Here is a 15,744-nt window from a genome sequence, read left to right as displayed (position 1 = left end):
AGCCTTGCCCCGTGGATGGCCCGGGTGGGCCGACGGGGCAAATCTACGGTATTCCGTTATTTCGTGTAAACGGTATTCCGTAGAGTGGATCCGCGAGATTGCTTAACCAGTTCAGCCCCAAGCCCCGCCCAATAAAAACCCCGCCGGAGCGGGGTAGGTTTTGATGTCAGTGTTTGGGAGGCGTTGGCAACGTGGGTGCCAGGGGTTTCTGCAACTGATTCTGGTTGTACATCGCGCCAATCTTGAGCGCCTCTTCCTTTCCACCCTGAAGCAACTTCGCCTTGGTCAAAATGTACTTCGGGAATCGCGTTAGCAAGTAGTCCTGCCTGAACCACTGCCGGAACGTCGGCAATGCTGCATCTGGGTAAGCGTTCGGCTTCTGGGGGTTGCTCATGGACTGCGGGTAGTAATCAGGGTAGTTGTGCTCGTACTGAATCCGGCATCCGTACTGTGATTCCAAGTTGTTCTCAGCCCAGAACTTGGCCCAGGCAATACCGACGCTGATGTCTGGAATTGTTTTATGGTTGACCGTTAAATCCGCTTGAATCAAGTCAACGACAAGTCCTGTGATCTCCTTGAACACTGTGAAGTGCCCAGGTGGAGAGCTGTCTTTGAGAAGGGAAACTCGGTCGTTGTGATACTTCCACTTGTCCGACGGGGTGTAATCGAGCGATTCATAGATGAACTTTTGTAAACCAAATGCAGCAAATTTACGAAAGCTCTCTAGCGCGGTCCCTCCATCCGCCTTTGACTCAAAGGCGTAGTACTCGAGGAATGCCATACACACCACGTCTGGGTACGCGAAGTGTGTCGTTCCGTTCTGCACCGTCTCTACGTGCAGCTTTTCTTCGAAGTAGCCTTTGTCGAACAGGTATGCCTTGAAATACGAAATTCGATCCTTGCCAAGAACTGTGTCATGGAAATGTTCTTCCCATTCCTTAGTGATGGTCTGGATCACATTTCGAGATACCCCGGCTACCCCGGCTAGGCCTCGTTGAGTCAAATAGGGAATCCCATTCTCCAGAACCCCCATCTCAATCCCATTTACGTCCCGCTGAACTTCAATTCCAAGTTCCAGTGGAAGCTGTTTTGGGGCGGCCTGTTCCATTGCCTTTTTCATTCCTAAGTCGTTCCTTTATTTAGGTTTTTTGGTGGCCTGTTGATGGTGCGGAATCTAGTCCGCCCAACCACCTATCCAGTGGACACGGCCAATGACCGTGATCGGGTGCTTCTTTGAATCCATCCGCTTTGACCGCTTCCAGTTGTGGTCGCCGGACGGATTATCTGTCCTGAACAGCACAGTGCCGTCGTCCAGTACCTCGGCTCGTTTGACGAAGTATTCCGGGTTGCCGTTGCCGGCCACCTGGATCACGTAGAGCACATCGTCGACAGGACGGGAGTCGCTGGTGTCGAAAAGGATGGCATCACCATCCATGATCGTCGGCTCCATCGAATCACCCTTGCCGTAATAGACGGCCAGCGGCTTGTTCAAGATGCCCCGGCGCCGCAGGCTCGACTTCTTGAACTTCAGGCTATGCGTCTCGGCATAGTCCATCGCTTCGGCGCAAGCTGCTCCAAGACCGACGGCCTGGGAGTAAGCGATCACGTCGGTGTAGTCGTCGTCAGTTGGCGCAGACTCAGCCGCAGCCTTCGGCCCCTTTCCGGTTTCGAGCCATTCCGGGCGCAGTGCCAGCCGCTTAGCGATCTTGTGTAGCGCCGTGGTGGACTTCGACAAGCCCAGCTCAAGGTCGGACAGGGTGGTGGTGGCAATGCTTGCAGAACGAGCAAGCTCGGCCCGGCTGATGCCCTGAGCCTCCCTCTCGGTGCGAATTCGTGAACCAATCGTTTCCATGTTCACATTGGAACGGAACCCCGTAACGGAATGCCGTTGACCTTGCGCAACGGAATACCGTAGCCTCTCACCCATGGACATGACCTGGGCTGATCGAATCAAGGCGCTCGAAGCACGCGGATGGTCTCTGACTGAGATCGCCCGGGCTATCGGGAAATCTCCACAGACCGTTAGTGAGATCAAGCAGCGTCGCACACGCGAGCCGGGCGGCATGGCTGCCGTGCAGCTGCATCACCTGCATTCGACCGGTGCGACGCCGCCAGCTGAGCGCCAAGCGCCCGAAGGGGAGGCGGCCAATGCAGCCTGAGTACGTTAAGCCGGATGCGTTGGCATTTGGCCATTGGGGGGCCCATGTCACGGACGAATACCGGCGCATTCCGTTCGATGAATTCCTGATGCCGGTGACGGCGGCCATTTCTTTGCATTTCCGTCGCACGAAGGTCAACCCAACATGCTTTGAAGTAGTGGGAGCAGTTTTCCCGAGTGCGCAATTGCTGCATCAACTGCCTTCAGTGCGAGGTGTTTTGTGGTCTCGGCAGGCAGCTTGCGAAGCTCATCGAGGTATCTCTGCTTTTGAGGCTGGTCTAGATCTGACCGCAGAACCATCAGTTCAAGCATCTGCTGCAGGGACTCGGCGTGAATCTTGACTGTCAGCGCCCCGAGTTCTTCAGTCAGCCCGCCGTCGTCGCTGAGGTAGTCAAGGCCGGCAGAGGTTATGCGGGCTCCACCCAGCGCGTATTCGCCGTCCAGCGCACGCGAGATGAATACATCCAGCAGCCCGTGGTCCTTCAGGTATTGGATCTCAACGATTGCCTCGTCTGCCTCCTGACCAAGGGCGATCGACAGATTCACTTGTTGGGGGTTGGCGTCCTCCGCGAGCTTAAGAATGCGGATCAGGCGTTCCTTGTTGATCTTGGCCATAAGTCGCCCTCCTTGCGGGCTGTTCGTGTGGAAACAGCAGCCTACCGCAAGGAGGGCGGCGCCTTTGCCGGCCACCTACGGAACCGCTCGAAAGGGCAGGACAACCCCAGGCAGGAGCTGCCGGACAGGGCAGTGCATCCGCAGCGCTCGCTGCGTTACCCGGCCGTTCTCCCAGCTCAGGGCATAGGCCCGATCTCCGGCCCACACCAGTTTCACGACCCCTGCCGGCATCGGCTTCGGTTCCTTCCGCGACTTGATCTTCTCCATGCCTCGCAGCTTGCGACGGCGTCGTAACGCAAACCACGTTTTCAGAGACCGCCCATGAACGTCCTCGATGCTGCTTTCGATACCGTCCACGACTACCCCGGTGGCGCTGGACCTCTGGCTGAGCGCCTGACTCGCGTGAACAAGGATGGCGAGCGCGTGCCGATGTCCGAAGCTGTGCTCAACAGCAAGGTCAACCCGAACACCACGACGCATCACCTCTCGCTCGCCGAGGCTGACCGCCTGATGGGCCTGACGGGGGATCACCGCATCCTCTTCGCACTGGCCAACAACCACGGCTATCAGCTCCACAAGATCGGGACTGAGGCCGGGCATGGATCCCTGATGCAGCGCCTGCTCAAAGCGAACAGCGCAGAGGGTGAGGTCGATCGCGTGCTCGAGGAAGCGCTGGGCGATGGCGTCATCACGCCCAACGAGCTGAAGGCTGTGCTGGCTGCCGAGATGGAGCGCCAGGCCGCAAGCATGCGGCTGATGTCCAAGTTGCGGGAGATGTGCGAGGCGAGGGCGGCAGCATGAACGAGATATTTCTAACCCCCCATCAATTGGCAGGGGTTGGCGGCATTTTTGATGGGCTCTGCCTTATACCTTTCTTGTTGGCTTTTAAAAGAGACAACACGATGAACTACGACGTGGCACGGGAACAGCGCATTCAAAAGCTTTCCGACCTTACGAATGCCGCGCTCGCCGCTGGCAACAAGGAAGAGGCGCGGAGACTGTGCGCTGAGTTAAAAGCGGCCGCGCTCGCGCGATCACCTGAGCAGATTGCGCGAATGGAAATCGCGCTTCATAAGCAGATCTTCGGGGGCGACCAGTGAGCACCACGGTCATGTCCCTTTGCTGGCCGCTGCAGATGCCGCCGACACCGAAGGCGGTTTTGGTTTCATTGGCTGACAACGCCAACGATCAGGGCGTTGCCTGGCCGTCACTGGCGAAGATCTGCGAGCGCACTTGTTTTGGCAAGACGGCAGTCATTGCCGCCATTCGCTGGCTGGAGGATGAGGGGCTGGTTTTGGCGGACCGGAGCAATGGTCGGCACACGTCCTACACAGTCGATCTGAATGCAGTGAACCTGTTCGCCTCCCGAACCAGTCCGTCTGCCGAACCGGTCCGCCTGCCGAACTCGAACCTGTCCGGGAGGCGGACACTAACCGTCATAAACCATCAAGAACCGTCAGAAGCAACCGTCATAGCGTGGCAGTGACGAATGCCATCAAGCTGCTTCCAGATTTGTCTGCCGAACTTGTCAGCGACTTCGTGGCAATCCGGCAAGCGAAGAAACTACCCTTGACGGGAACTGCGGTGGCAGGCTTGTTGCGTGAAGCGGGCAAGGTGAGGCTATCGCTGGAGGATGCAGTCCGCCTCTGCTGCGAGCGCGGCTGGGCATCGTTGCGCGCTGACTGGCTGGCACGCGAGGGCGGACAGGCAGGCTCACAGCAATCGCTGTCCGGCTTAGCCCATGACGGCCGGGAGCTGCTGTGATGGCTATGCCACGCGCTCACGGACAGCATGGCCGCAGCCTGCCCACTGCCATCGAATCGGAGCAATACGTGCTCGGCGGCTGCATGAACTATCCCGAGGCCATCGGTCGCGCCAACCTGGAGCCGAGCGATTTTTTCCGCAACGACCACGCGGTCCTGTGGAGCGAGATGCTTAAGCTCGAAGCCAGCGGAAAACCCTGTGATTCCATCTACCTCGGCGAGTGGTTGATGGCGCAAGGACTGGGCAACCGCATGGACGGTGCCTACCTGATCGAGCTGCAATCGAACGGCTACACCGTAGTCAGCGTTTCCGAGCACGCCGCGCTGATCCGCGAACGGGCGGCCATGCGGCGCGCAATCGACATCAGCGACACCCTGATCGGCAAGTGCATGAACCCGGAAGGCGAGGAATCCGTGACGATTCTGGATGACGCCATCCGCGAGCTGATGCAGCTGACGAAGACCCGCATGGGCTACGAGCACACGCTGGAGCAGGCGCTTGGTGAAGCGTGGCGCGACGCCGAGGATGCCTATGCCCACAAGGGCGAGGTGCGCGGGGTGCCGTATGGCTTCACCCGGCCGGACAAGCGGCTGGGCGGTGCGCATGGTGGTGATCTGATCTTCATCGGTGCACGCCCATCGATGGGCAAGACCGCGCTGCTGGTGAACTGCGCCTTCCACCAGGGAGGCCTCGGCCTTCCGGTGGGCATCATCTCCGGTGAGCAGTCAGCCAGGCAGCTGGCCTCGCGCGGCATCTCGGGCGAGTCCGGCGTGGCGGCTGAGAAGCTGCGCAGCGGGGACTTCACCGCCGAGGAATGGCCACAGCTCAGCGCCGGCATGCGAAAGCTCATCGGTCGCAGTGTTTTCATCTACGACCGCAGTGCGCCGACGCTGGATGAGGTCGTCCGCGCCATCCGCCGCTGGAAGCAGGAGCACGGCATCCGCATTGCGTGGGTGGACTACCTGCAGCGCATCCGCGTGCCACGGTCGAACAGTCGGGCCGAGGAAGTGGGCGAGGTGGCCCGCACCCTGAAGACGCTGGCGCGCGATCTGGACATCCCAATCGTGGTGCTGGCGCAGGTCAAGGCCGAGGTGGACACCCGGAACGGCAACAAGCGGCCGAGCCTGGGTGATATCGCCAACAGCGATGAGGCCACGCGCGAGGCGGACATCATCGCGTTCCTGTATCGCCATTGGGTCTACGACCGCGAGAACGGAGATCCGAGCAAGGCCGAGTTGAACGTCGAGAAGAACCGGCACGGCCCCTGTGGTCGCTTCGATCTGGGTTTTGACGGCAAGACCATGCGGTTCCTTGATCCGGAGCTGCAGGCTGATTACCTGGACCAGCCGCCGGCGCCGCGCCGCGCGCGCAGTGTTCCCGTCCACACGACCGCAGCAGCGGCAAGGGCAGGTGACTAATGACTCTCACCCCAGCAGCAAAGAAAACCCGCGCCAAGCGTGCCCGTCGGCCGGTGTACCTGATGGTGCGCAGGTTGGTCGATCCCAATACCGGTGAGCTGGTTGGCGCCTTGGTGCCGGCCAACGATATCGATCAGCGCCTATTGCGCGACCGTCGGTTCGTGGTAGGCAAAGAGATCCGTGGCGACTTGAAGCAAAGCCGCAACTCGGCATTCCATCGGCTGGTGCATGCGGTCGGCTACCTGCTGGTGGACCACGTCGACGGCTTCGAGTCGATGACGGCACATGACGCCGTGAAGGAAGTACAGAAGCGGGCCGGAGTTCTCTGCGACCCGATGGAGATCGACCTGGGCCAGCTCGGCAAGGTCGAAGTGCAGGTCCCTCGGTCCATCGCGTTTGACGAGATGGACGAGGGCGAGTTCCACGAGTTCTTCCGGGGGCTGACCGACTATATCGATCGGAATCTGATCAGCGGCTTGGCTGACACAGTGCGGTCCGACTACCTGCTGATGACTGGTGGCAGACAGCAATCGAAGAGGATCGCGTGATGCTACGGCGTCTGAACCTCAACATTGTTTCGTCCCTCAAGGCGGTCGCTAAGCTCCTTGCGTTGCGCAGACAGACGCTTGCACTCGTCATACTGCGGGATTTTGCTACCAGGAATTTCCTCTCCGGACTCACAGACTTTGATGATCTGAGCGTTTGTGGCGAGGCTTTTGATCGAAACCAAAATGAAAGCTGCGGCAAGAACGAGCAGCGCGTAAAGAGCGATTGCCCCAATTTTTCTGCCTTTCCCTGGTCGCGCCTTAATCCATATGCTGACGACTTCCCAAAACCTGAAACCGGCGAGGAAAAGCCAGGCGATGGAAAACAGTATGCAAGCCGTAGCAAGGTACTGCTCCCAACCACTGGGGCCATCAACGGTTTCAATGTAAAGAGCGGCAGTTCCAGCCGATGCAACGACCACTGCAAGTGCCCAGTTGCGGCCGAGCTCCAGCGTTGCTTCAACGAAAGAATTTCGCTTCAGAGTTTCATTGGACATTGTGGTCAGCGCCATATGTGGGGGAGCCAATTGGCCATATCTCAGTCTCAGGGTCTGAGACTTTGGGGTGTCGATGAAACAGCAGTGATCAACCTTCTAGCCAACTGCACAGCGCAGCGCTTTATCGCCGCTCTCCCCGAGGGCGGCGGCAAGCGCTACAGCCAAGTAAAGCTCGATGCTGTGCGCGCCGAGTTCTGGGAGATGGCTGGGACGAATCGGAGGGCTGCGTGACTGCAACCTGCCAATTATTCCAAGGTCGCTCGGAGCCCATCGAGTGCCAAATCAGCATGCTGATAGGCCTTTTCCATGAACTCGGCATATGTGCGGATGTCCTCGCGGACGACTGTTCCACCGGATTCAACATCGCGGGCACGATGGACGGAGTAGATCGCTCGGAGGGCGTTCTCCCCTGGCTCACCAAGCTTGTGAAGGGAAAGCGCGTTCGACCAAAGGGATTGGGGAATAGCCTTCGTGTTGACCTCGATGATCGAGTGGGGGTCAGCACCTTTCGCTTGGGTCAAATCCATGAAGATTCGAAATCGGAACTCCTCCAGCTCACGAATCATAACGGTGGCAAGAGCAAGTGCTTCGGCTCGCTCCTTCCTTTCTCGATCTTCAGTTTCTGCCTCGCGCGTCCATCTCGGGACCAGAACCGCGAAAACGATGGCTGCAATGCTGCCAACGGCCTGTACCCATGCTGGCCAAGAATCCCCAATCCGGAGTGGGCCAGCGACGGCCAAGAGGGAAAATCCGACAAGCACTCCGAGGGTGATCAGCCCGGCGTGACCTATCGCGCGCTTCAAATTGATCTTGATGTTTTGCCTCAAAGCACACCCTTCAGCATGGCCGCGACCTCGGTTGTTGGGTTCGCCGGCCGCGTGGAGCATGCCTGATGCGAAGCAAGAACGCCAAGCCAATCACCCCAGCCGAGTCTGCGCACATGGAGGCCGTGAAGTGGCTCCCTTGCAGCGTCTGCGATGCGTCGGGTCCAGGTGACGCCCACCACATCAACCAGGGCCAGCACTTCACGACCGTGGCCCTGTGCAATGACTGCCACCAGGGCAGCTTCAACGGCTGGCACGGCCAGAAGCGCATGTGGACGGTCATGAAGATGGATGAACTCGCCGCGCTGAACGTGACGTTGCGCCGGCTCAATCAAAGGAAAGCAGCATGATTACCCTGATTCTTCCGTACCCGATCTCCAGCAACCGGTACTGGGCCACGCGAGTGATCCCGAAGAAGCCGAGGCCGCTGGCTATGACCTACGTGACCGACGAGGCCAAGCAGTACAAGGCTGAGGTGGCAGCCATTGCCCGCGCCGCCGGCATCCGTCAGCCGCACGCCGGGCGGGTGCACCTGACCATCCGCCCGTATCCGCACCGGCCGCAGGACTGGACGAAGCGGGCTCGCAAGGACCCGTACACCTGGGATGACACTGTCCAGTGCATCGATCTGGGCAACTGCGAAAAAGTCCTGTCCGACGCCTTGAACGGCGTGGCCTGGGTGGACGACAAGAAGCACCGCCGCATTCTGCAGGAGCGGATGGAGCCGGACGAGAAGGGCGCGCGGGTTGAGGTAGAGATTGAGTTCCTCGCCGCGGCGCCGTCGCTACTGGATGGGGTGGCCGCTTGAGCACTGACCGCATGTGGAAGCGGTATAAGGCCCGGGTCCGCCGCCTGGGCCGGTGCTCGGTGTGCCAGTTCCGTGACCTGACGGACGAGACGTTCCATTGCAAGAAGCAGCCGGACCGGCAGGGCGCCTGCGCGATCGACAACAAGTTGCCGGCTTTCCGGCTAGATGATGAAGTATTAGAGGAGCTGAGCGATGCGCAATGAAGATCCGATGGTGCTGGCGCTCCGCGCATGGGGGCATGCCCAAGCCAATCGCTACGCGCTGTCCCGTGCTGACCGCAGCGTCCATGTGCTCGACAAGGCGAGGGACTTTGCCCCCGGGACCAAGGAACGGGCGCTGCGTGACCTGGTTGGGAGGGACGGCTCCAGCCGCCGACAGTTCATGGCCAGGCGCAGCGGGGTGGATGCCATGCACATCCTGCCGACGTGGGCGGTGGATCCGATCCGGTCGACCAACGACGCTGACCGGCTGCACGACAACCCAGAGATCGCGGTGGATGTGGGCATTCCCGACAACCTGCGCTGGGTGGAGTCAGCCTTGGTGGCAATGGAGCGTCAGAACTTGCTCCGAGCCATGATTCTACGCACCGAATACACCGTGGCAGCCAGTCAGGCGGTCAAGTCGCGGATGGTTGCTGAGAAGTATGGCGGGTCTCTTACGCTGAGGCAGTATCGATATGAGCTGACCAAGGCACTAGACTGGCTTAGGGGCCGGGTTGCGGCATAGGAATAGGGGGAGTGTCGATGATTGGACGTGGAACTAAGTCAGGCGGAAAGATTGATGGAGCGGACGCAAGGGCGACTGGGGAGGCCGATGCCATATCGAGGCAATGGCGTCAGTTCCGTGAATTGATCTTTGAGCCTTGGACCTGTCTGCTCCTGGTCGCGTCGGTTTTGCTCTTTGTCATAGGTCAACAAAAGCTGGACGGCGGGGTTACTGCCCTCGTGCAGATATTGTTGGCTGTGTCGAGTGGAGTACTCGGTGCACGAGTGACAAACCTAATCGCCGAGGCATCCGGTCAAGGCATTTTGACTGCTAGAGGGAAGGTGGCGGTTCGTGGGCTGAAGTTGATGCTTGCGCAAACGGTAGCTTTTGAGCGGAGGTTGCAAAAGTTCGCAAGCCATCGAGAGCACATTGAAACGAATCCCGAGGTCACTGTCCGAAACTACGAGGAGGCGATTGAGTTCTGCAAACGCATCCAAGAAGAGGCTGCAAGCGCGATGGAAACATGGGCGGACATTATTCCAGCAGCAGATCTAAGTTCGCTTATAGGTCTTATTACTGAGGCAGAGGAACAGAAAGATTCGCTTGCTGAAAAGTTGGCAACGGCGCAGGCGGAACTAGCTGCTGCTGAAGGAAATGCGGCGGAGGCGGAAGCACTGCGCGGTGAGGTAGTAGTGCTCGCAGGTCAGGTTCGCGAGGCCGAGGAACGAATTGACACTTTGAATACGACGCTGGCGAGGCGAACATCTCCTAACCGAAGTGTCGTTGCCAAAGTGAATCCTTACTCTGACGACAACTATTTGCACTGGGCTCGTTTACCAACGGACCAGGAAAGGGAGGCGCAGATAAAGGCCATAATCAACCACTACTCTCAGAATAGAGGGGGGGCGAAGCGGCTCCCCCCTTGACAGTGACGTAACGGGATGGTCGAATTGCGCGACCGTCAATAATTGTCTCCGAAGCCCTGGCCTAATGCCGGGGCTTCGTCGTTTCCGCCCGTCCACCCTCACCGAACCAATCATCGAGCCAGTCGGGCTGCGGTGACGGGCACCTATTCGACACCACCGGGAGAGCGCAATGACGCACCGGAGCATTCAGGGGATTCACATGCGCGACGAGATCATCGGCAGCGTTGGCAGTGCTGTGGCAAAGGCAGCACCACCGGTCGCTGTCGCGGGGTCCGTCGTCGCTGGTGCCAGCCTGGACCGGATCGTGCTGGTGCTGACGGCCATCTACCTGGTCGGGCAGATCAGCTATCTGGCTTGGAAGTGGTTCCGGGAGTGGCGCCAAGCCCGCCGCGGCGAGGCTGCCGAATGAAGGGCAAGATCATCGGCGGTTCAATCGCCGGCGTCCTGCCGACTGCGGTCGCCTTGGTGAAGCCATGGGAGGGCTACGAGGCCCAGCCGTACCGCGACATCGTCGGCGTCCTGACTGTCTGCTACGGCAGCACGACCAACATCGAGCGACGGACCTACACGGAGAAGGAGTGCAGCGACCGCCTCAACAGCGAGCTGGGCAGCTACTTCAACGGTATCAGCCAGTGCATCAAGCAGCCCCTACGTGAGCGGGAGTGGGCAGCGGTGCTGAGCTGGACCTACAACGTGGGCGTGGGCGCAGCTTGCCGCTCGACGCTGGTGCGCAAGATCAATGCCGGCGAGCCTGCACCGGCCTGGTGCCCTGAATTGGACAAGTGGGTCTATGCAGGCGGTAAACGCGTGCAGGGCCTTGCCAATCGACGTGCGGCGGAGCGCGCCATGTGTGAGGGCCGTAAGTGATCACCCGCGCTCACATCCTCGGCGGGCTCGGTCTGTTCCTCGCCGGCTCTCTGCTGGGCCGCGAGTGGCGCGACCGCTCGGCGGATCTGGCAGAGAGCCGGCAGGAGACCAAGGTGCTGACTGCTCAGGTCGAGGCAGTGCAGAGCGCCCGGACGATTGAGCAGTCTCAAGGCCAGGCACTGGCCACCATCGGAGCCAAGCATGAAGAAGACCGGGAAGCGGCCGAGGCCATCCCTGCTGCTGTTGTTGCTGATCTGCGCAGTGGCAATGTCCGCCTGCGGCAAGAGTGGGCCGGCTGTGAAACCCGACTACTGTCCCAAGCCGTCGCCAGCACCGTCGAACGTGATGCGCTCGCCCAAAGCAGAGCAGAGCTTGCGGGTGCTGTTATTCGAGTTGGACGGGACGCAGACGACCAGCTCAAAGCTTGCCAGGCCGTGATTGAAGCGGGTCACTGAGGACCCCGGGGTGACGTGGTCACCCCGGGGTGATTTCACTAGAGAGTGAACCTAAATTGTGTTCGCTGATACTGGTGGAACTGCTCGAATAGCACGTCTTTATGCTCTTCCGGGCAGCACAGCAACCCTTGCAAAGCCGAATCACGTTCGTACTCAGTTAGTGCGCGTCCTTCGGATCCTTGTTGGAAGAGAGCTAGGGCTTCGCCGAATTTTTTTCCGAGTTTTAAGCAGTTTTTCATGGTTTTCTTCTACCTTCGTTGAGTGCGAGAAATATCGCCCTCAGAAATTGGTATTTCCTTCCCGTCGCTGCGGCAGGTGTGGGAAATGAAAAAAGTCGACGATGAAAAAGTGTCCAAGTCAAACGGCCTAACTCCTAAACAACAACGTTTCGTGTCTGAGTACTTGAAGGACCAGAACGGTACGCAGGCGGCGATCCGCACCGGCTACAGCGAGAAGACTGCCAAGCAGCAGGGTTCCCGGCTCTTGGCCAATGAGTTCATTCAGGCGGCGGTTCGGGCCGGCCAGACGAAGGTTGCCAAGAAGAACGAAGTGACTGTCGACAGCCTGATGGCCGAGCTGGAACAGGCTCGGAAGCTGGCGCTGAAGGAGAAGCAGGCCAGCGCTGCAGTCACGGCCACGATGGGCAAGGGAAAGCTGGCCGGCCTGCTGGTGGAGAAGCACAGGCACTCCGGCGCCATAGGCACCTACAATCTGAAAGACCTCTCAGACGATGACCTCGACCGCCTTGAACAGATCCTCGGTCCGCTTGCCGACATTGGCGGAGATCCGAGAGGAGAGGGCGAGGAGGGCGGCTGAGCGGGAGCGGGCCAGGATCGCAGAGGACATCGTAGGCATCCGCGCGCGATCGCAGACGCTGGAGGGTTTTATCAGGGAGCACTGGCGGGTTCTGGAGCCGACCAGACCGCTGAAGTTTGGATGGGCACTGCGGGCTATGTGCCGGCATCTGGAAGCGGTCACGGAAGGTCGCATCCAGTTCCTTTTGATGACCGTGCCCCCGGGCATGATGAAGTCGCTGCTGATGGTGTTCTGGACGGCGTGGGAGTGGGGTCCGGTCGGGCGCCAGGACCTTCAGACACTGGCGACCTCCTACAGCCAGCCCAACGTGCTACGCGACAACCTGAAGCTGCGGCGCCTCATCGAGAGCGACCAGTACCAGGCAGCGTGGCCGATGAAGCTGCGTGGCGACCAGAACGCCAAGGGAAAGTTCGAGAACACGGGCAACGGTTTCAGCGAGGCCAGGCCTTTCAGCTCCATGACAGGCGGCCGTGGCGACCGAGTGAAGGTCGACGATCCGCACTCGACCGAGACGGCCGAGAGTGACGCCGAGCGCAAGACCGCGGTTCGCATCTTCCGGGAAGGGATCACCGATCGCCTCAACGACCTGACGTCATCGGCCATGGTCATCATCATGCAGCGCCTGCACCAGCAGGACGTTGCAGCGGTAGCACTGGAGCTGGACCTGAGGTTCGTCCACCTGAACCTGCCCATGGAGTTCGAGGGCGAGCGGGTCGAAAAGGATGGCAAGAAGACAGGCGGTCCGTGCCGCACCTATGTCGACGGCGAGCTGTTCTTCGAAGATCCACGCACGCTGGACGGCGAGCTGCTGTTCCCAGAGCGTTTCCCCCGCGTCGAGATTGAGAGGTTGAAGCGGGCGAAAGGCAGCTACGCATATGCCGGCCAGTACCAGCAGCGGCCAACGCCGCGCGACGGCGGCAAGTTCAAGCGTGAGTGGTTCGAGGTGGTGGAGGCGGCGCCGGCCATCTCGGCGGCGCGCAAGGTCAGGCGCTGGGATTTCGCTGCCACCGATCCTAAGGAGAAGACGAGCAGCGACCCCGACTACACGGTCGGCCTGCTGTTGGGCGAGATCGGCGGCACTTACTACGTGCTGGACGTGGTGCGTGATCAGGTGTCGCCTGCTGGTGTAGAGCGGATGCTGAAGAACACCGCGCTGCAGGACGGTAGGACCATCAAGGTCCGCATCCCTCAGGACCCCGGTGCCGCGGGCAAGAGCAATGCTGCGCACCAGGTGAAGCTGCTTTCCGGTTGGGACGTGAAGGCGGTCGTGGAATCCGGATCGAAAGAGGTCCGGGCAACACCGGTTGAGGCACAGTCCGAAGCCGGGAACATCAAGCTGGTGAACGGCCCTTGGGTGGCGGCGTTCTTGGACGAGATCGCCGAGTTCCCCAACGCCAAGCATGACGATCAGGTGGATGCGCTGTCTGGTGCGTTCGCTGAGCTGGTCACTGGAAGTACCTACAACCTCGGGAACGCGCTCTGATGGGCAAGCTCGCACAATTTAAGGACGGGCTAGTCAACCTGGTGGCGAACCTGGGGACCCCGCGCGACAAGGCGGCGGCGACCTTCTACGGCATCCCGACTCTGTCGGAGCAGGAGGCCGACAACGCATACCGAGGCACTTGGCTGGCGCGGAAGGTGATAGACATTCCAGCGATGGACAGCTGCCGAAAGTGGCGTGGCTGGAGCGCTGATCAGGCTCAGATCAGCGCTCTGGAAGCGGAGGAGAAGCGGCTGGGCCTGCAGCAAAAGCTACTGAAGGCGATGATCCGGGCGCGGCTCACCGGCGGCGCCGCGCTCTACATCGGTACCGGCCACTCCGATCCGAGGCAGCCGCTGAAGGCGGAGTCGCTCGGAAAGAGCGGAATCCGCCACATCAATGTCCTCTCGAAGCGCGTGCTGCAGGCGGGCGAGCTGGATCTTGACCCGGAATCTCCGGGGTACGGGCAGCCGGCGTTCTACACACTGAGCAGCGGCAAGGCCAGTCAGGTGCAGATCCACCCTTCGCGGCTGGTGATCCTGCACGGTGCGGAGAAGCCGGATCCGGAGCTGGGTATCGGCGATGGCTGGGGCGATTCGGTGCTGCTGGCCATCAGCAAGGCCATCAAGGATGCCGACGCCAGCGCGGCCAACATCGCTTCCCTGGTGTTCGAAGCAAAGGTTGACGTGATCAAGATCCCGAACTTTATGTCCATGCTGGCAGATGAGGACTACGAAAAGCAGGTTCTGCAGCGGCTGCAGCTGGCGGCCATGGCGAAGGGAATCAATGGCGCGCTGCTGCTGGACGCAGGCGAAGAGTACGAGCAAAAACAGGCGCAATTCGGCGGCTTGGTCGACCTGCTGATGGGGTTCCTGCAACTGGTATCCGGTGCGTCGGACATTCCGATGACCCGCCTGCCTGGGCAGTCCCCAGGCGGCCTGAATGCCAGTGGCGAGAGCGACCTGCGGAACTACTACGACCGCATCAGCAGCAATCAGGAGCTGGTGCTGCAGCCGTCTTTGCAGGTGCTGGACGAGTGCATCATCCGCTCTGCGTTGGGCAGCAGGCCGCCGGAGGTGTTCTACAACTGGCGCAGCCTGTGGCAGACCACCGACACCGAGCGAGCGAGCATCGGCAAGACCACTGCGGACACCATAAAGACCATTGCCGACACAAGGCTGATTCCGGACGACGTGCTCACCACGGTGGCCGTGAATATGCTTACCGAGGTGGGCGTTGCACCGGGCTTGGAGGCCGAAATGCTCGAGTACGGCAAGGCCGAACAGCGGGCGGAGGATGAGCAGGACGATGTCGAGACGCGGGCGGCAGTGTCCTCGCTGGGTGATGCGGAGCCGCGTTCGCTCTATGTCAGTCGCAAGGTTCTGAACGCCGACGAGATTGAGTCGTGGGCCAAAGGGCAGGGCATCACCAAGCTGCAGGATGACCTGCATGTGGCGGTTGCCTATTCCCGCGCGGCCTTCGACTGGATCAAGGCCGGCAATGCCAACGAGTGGTGTGGCAGTGCCAGGGATGAATTGGTGATCCCGGAGGGCGGACCGCGCGCGATCGAGCCTCTGGGGGGCATGGCGGCGGTGATTCTCTTCGCGTCGTCGCAGCTTACCTGGCGCCATGAAGCCATCATCCGCGCCGGTGGATCGCACGATTACCCAGACTACACGCCGCACATCAGCCTGACCAAGGCGCAGATCGACTTGGTCAAGGTCGAGCCGTACCGGGGCCGCATCGTGCTGGGCCGGAGATCTTCGAAGAGATCCGCAGGGATTAAAGTGTTGGCGGTCCGATAATTTCGAAACTGTTAGGCTATTCCTATCGAACTGCGAAGGATCGCCAAAAGGTGAGATGCAA

Annotated in this window: 24 protein-coding genes; 20 read left to right on the top strand and 4 right to left on the bottom strand. The window is 60.3% G+C overall.

The window, feature by feature from the left end:
• Positions 1-166 precede the first annotated feature (166 nt).
• Both ACVOLV_RS02110 and ACVOLV_RS02105 read right to left on the bottom strand, forming a co-directional pair.
• Positions 167-1,120 carry a BstA C-terminal domain-containing protein gene (locus ACVOLV_RS02110; RefSeq protein WP_481552921.1) on the bottom strand — a complete coding sequence of 318 codons (954 nt, stop codon included), beginning with the start codon at positions 1,118-1,120 and terminating at the stop codon, positions 167-169.
• A 54-nt stretch (positions 1,121-1,174) separates the two neighbouring features.
• The gene (locus ACVOLV_RS02105) at positions 1,175-1,852 is read right to left on the bottom strand and encodes an XRE family transcriptional regulator (RefSeq protein WP_481552920.1); all 678 of its coding nucleotides are present in this window, start codon (positions 1,850-1,852) and stop codon (positions 1,175-1,177) included.
• 73 nt (positions 1,853-1,925) lie between these two features.
• Here ACVOLV_RS02105 and ACVOLV_RS02100 point away from each other — a divergent pair, with 73 nt between their 5' ends.
• A complete protein-coding gene (locus ACVOLV_RS02100) occupies positions 1,926-2,159 on the top strand; it encodes a helix-turn-helix domain-containing protein (RefSeq protein ID WP_481552919.1) in 234 nt (77 codons plus the stop codon).
• A 134-nt stretch (positions 2,160-2,293) separates the two neighbouring features.
• On the opposite strand, the gene ACVOLV_RS02095 is transcribed toward ACVOLV_RS02100, so the two are convergent.
• Positions 2,294-2,773: a hypothetical protein gene (locus ACVOLV_RS02095; protein ID WP_481552918.1), complete on the bottom strand. Its 480-nt coding sequence runs from the start codon at positions 2,771-2,773 to the stop codon at positions 2,294-2,296.
• A 321-nt stretch (positions 2,774-3,094) separates the two neighbouring features.
• On the opposite strand from ACVOLV_RS02095, the gene ACVOLV_RS02090 reads away from it, so the two are divergent.
• Genes ACVOLV_RS02090 through ACVOLV_RS02065 form a run of 6 tightly spaced genes read left to right on the top strand, consistent with a single transcriptional unit; the run spans position 3,095 to position 6,503 of the window.
• Positions 3,095-3,574 carry a phage regulatory CII family protein gene (locus ACVOLV_RS02090; RefSeq protein ID WP_481552917.1) on the top strand — a complete coding sequence of 160 codons (480 nt, stop codon included), beginning with the start codon at positions 3,095-3,097 and terminating at the stop codon, positions 3,572-3,574.
• Positions 3,571-3,873, top strand: a complete 303-nt coding sequence (locus tag ACVOLV_RS02085) for a hypothetical protein (protein WP_481552916.1) — start codon at positions 3,571-3,573, stop codon at positions 3,871-3,873. The genes ACVOLV_RS02090 and ACVOLV_RS02085 overlap by 4 nt, the downstream gene beginning before the upstream one ends.
• Positions 3,870-4,259 carry a helix-turn-helix domain-containing protein gene (locus ACVOLV_RS02080; protein ID WP_481552915.1) on the top strand — a complete coding sequence of 130 codons (390 nt, stop codon included), beginning with the start codon at positions 3,870-3,872 and terminating at the stop codon, positions 4,257-4,259. Before ACVOLV_RS02085 ends, ACVOLV_RS02080 begins: the two co-directional genes overlap by 4 nt.
• On the top strand, positions 4,256-4,537 hold the full coding sequence (locus ACVOLV_RS02075) for a hypothetical protein (RefSeq protein ID WP_481552914.1): 282 nt from the start codon (positions 4,256-4,258) through the stop codon (positions 4,535-4,537). The genes ACVOLV_RS02080 and ACVOLV_RS02075 overlap by 4 nt, the downstream gene beginning before the upstream one ends.
• Entirely contained in the window at positions 4,537-5,955 is a 1,419-nt protein-coding gene (locus ACVOLV_RS02070) for a replicative DNA helicase (RefSeq protein ID WP_481552913.1), read from the top strand. Before ACVOLV_RS02075 ends, ACVOLV_RS02070 begins: the two co-directional genes overlap by 1 nt.
• Positions 5,955-6,503: a hypothetical protein gene (locus tag ACVOLV_RS02065; protein WP_481552912.1), complete on the top strand. Its 549-nt coding sequence runs from the start codon at positions 5,955-5,957 to the stop codon at positions 6,501-6,503. Before ACVOLV_RS02070 ends, ACVOLV_RS02065 begins: the two co-directional genes overlap by 1 nt.
• A gap of 2 nt (positions 6,504-6,505) precedes the next feature.
• Here the strand turns inward: ACVOLV_RS02065 and ACVOLV_RS02060 are convergent, their stop codons facing one another.
• Positions 6,506-6,997 (bottom strand): hypothetical protein, encoded by a 492-nt coding sequence (locus tag ACVOLV_RS02060; RefSeq protein WP_481552911.1) that lies wholly within the window; start codon positions 6,995-6,997, stop codon positions 6,506-6,508.
• 84 nt (positions 6,998-7,081) lie between these two features.
• On the opposite strand from ACVOLV_RS02060, the gene ACVOLV_RS02055 reads away from it, so the two are divergent.
• The 13 genes from ACVOLV_RS02055 to ACVOLV_RS01995 all read left to right on the top strand — a co-directional run bounded on the left by ACVOLV_RS02055 (position 7,082) and on the right by ACVOLV_RS01995 (position 15,683).
• Positions 7,082-7,228, top strand: coding sequence for a hypothetical protein (locus ACVOLV_RS02055; protein WP_481552910.1), 147 nt, complete (start codon positions 7,082-7,084; stop codon positions 7,226-7,228).
• Positions 7,225-7,890, top strand: coding sequence for a hypothetical protein (locus tag ACVOLV_RS02050; RefSeq protein ID WP_481552909.1), 666 nt, complete (start codon positions 7,225-7,227; stop codon positions 7,888-7,890). Before ACVOLV_RS02055 ends, ACVOLV_RS02050 begins: the two co-directional genes overlap by 4 nt.
• On the top strand, positions 7,890-8,171 hold the full coding sequence (locus ACVOLV_RS02045; protein WP_481552908.1) for a hypothetical protein: 282 nt from the start codon (positions 7,890-7,892) through the stop codon (positions 8,169-8,171). Before ACVOLV_RS02050 ends, ACVOLV_RS02045 begins: the two co-directional genes overlap by 1 nt.
• Positions 8,168-8,629, top strand: coding sequence for a RusA family crossover junction endodeoxyribonuclease (locus tag ACVOLV_RS02040; RefSeq protein ID WP_481552907.1), 462 nt, complete (start codon positions 8,168-8,170; stop codon positions 8,627-8,629). The genes ACVOLV_RS02045 and ACVOLV_RS02040 overlap by 4 nt, the downstream gene beginning before the upstream one ends.
• Entirely contained in the window at positions 8,626-8,832 is a 207-nt protein-coding gene (locus ACVOLV_RS02035; protein ID WP_481552906.1) for a hypothetical protein, read from the top strand. The genes ACVOLV_RS02040 and ACVOLV_RS02035 overlap by 4 nt, the downstream gene beginning before the upstream one ends.
• On the top strand, positions 8,822-9,355 hold the full coding sequence (locus ACVOLV_RS02030; RefSeq protein ID WP_481552905.1) for a hypothetical protein: 534 nt from the start codon (positions 8,822-8,824) through the stop codon (positions 9,353-9,355). The genes ACVOLV_RS02035 and ACVOLV_RS02030 overlap by 11 nt, the downstream gene beginning before the upstream one ends.
• Positions 9,356-9,366: 11 nt before the next feature.
• Positions 9,367-10,260: a hypothetical protein gene (locus ACVOLV_RS02025; RefSeq protein WP_481552904.1), complete on the top strand. Its 894-nt coding sequence runs from the start codon at positions 9,367-9,369 to the stop codon at positions 10,258-10,260.
• A 199-nt stretch (positions 10,261-10,459) separates the two neighbouring features.
• Entirely contained in the window at positions 10,460-10,669 is a 210-nt protein-coding gene (locus tag ACVOLV_RS02020; protein ID WP_481552903.1) for a hypothetical protein, read from the top strand.
• On the top strand, positions 10,666-11,127 hold the full coding sequence (locus tag ACVOLV_RS02015; protein ID WP_481552902.1) for a lysozyme: 462 nt from the start codon (positions 10,666-10,668) through the stop codon (positions 11,125-11,127). Before ACVOLV_RS02020 ends, ACVOLV_RS02015 begins: the two co-directional genes overlap by 4 nt.
• A complete protein-coding gene (locus ACVOLV_RS02010) occupies positions 11,124-11,582 on the top strand; it encodes a lysis system spanin subunit (RefSeq protein WP_481552901.1) in 459 nt (152 codons plus the stop codon). The genes ACVOLV_RS02015 and ACVOLV_RS02010 overlap by 4 nt, the downstream gene beginning before the upstream one ends.
• Positions 11,583-11,906: 324 nt before the next feature.
• Positions 11,907-12,398: a terminase small subunit gene (locus ACVOLV_RS02005; protein WP_481552900.1), complete on the top strand. Its 492-nt coding sequence runs from the start codon at positions 11,907-11,909 to the stop codon at positions 12,396-12,398.
• A gap of 205 nt (positions 12,399-12,603) precedes the next feature.
• A complete protein-coding gene (terL, locus tag ACVOLV_RS02000; RefSeq protein ID WP_481552899.1) occupies positions 12,604-13,881 on the top strand; it encodes a phage terminase large subunit in 1,278 nt (425 codons plus the stop codon).
• A complete protein-coding gene (locus ACVOLV_RS01995) occupies positions 13,881-15,683 on the top strand; it encodes an anti-CBASS protein Acb1 family protein (protein WP_481552898.1) in 1,803 nt (600 codons plus the stop codon). The genes terL and ACVOLV_RS01995 overlap by 1 nt, the downstream gene beginning before the upstream one ends.
• Positions 15,684-15,744: the final 61 nt, after the last annotated feature.

The sequence above is a fragment of the Stenotrophomonas sp. STEN023 genome, assembly GCF_056760135.1.
This window is presented reverse-complemented; position numbering and strand designations above follow the sequence as displayed.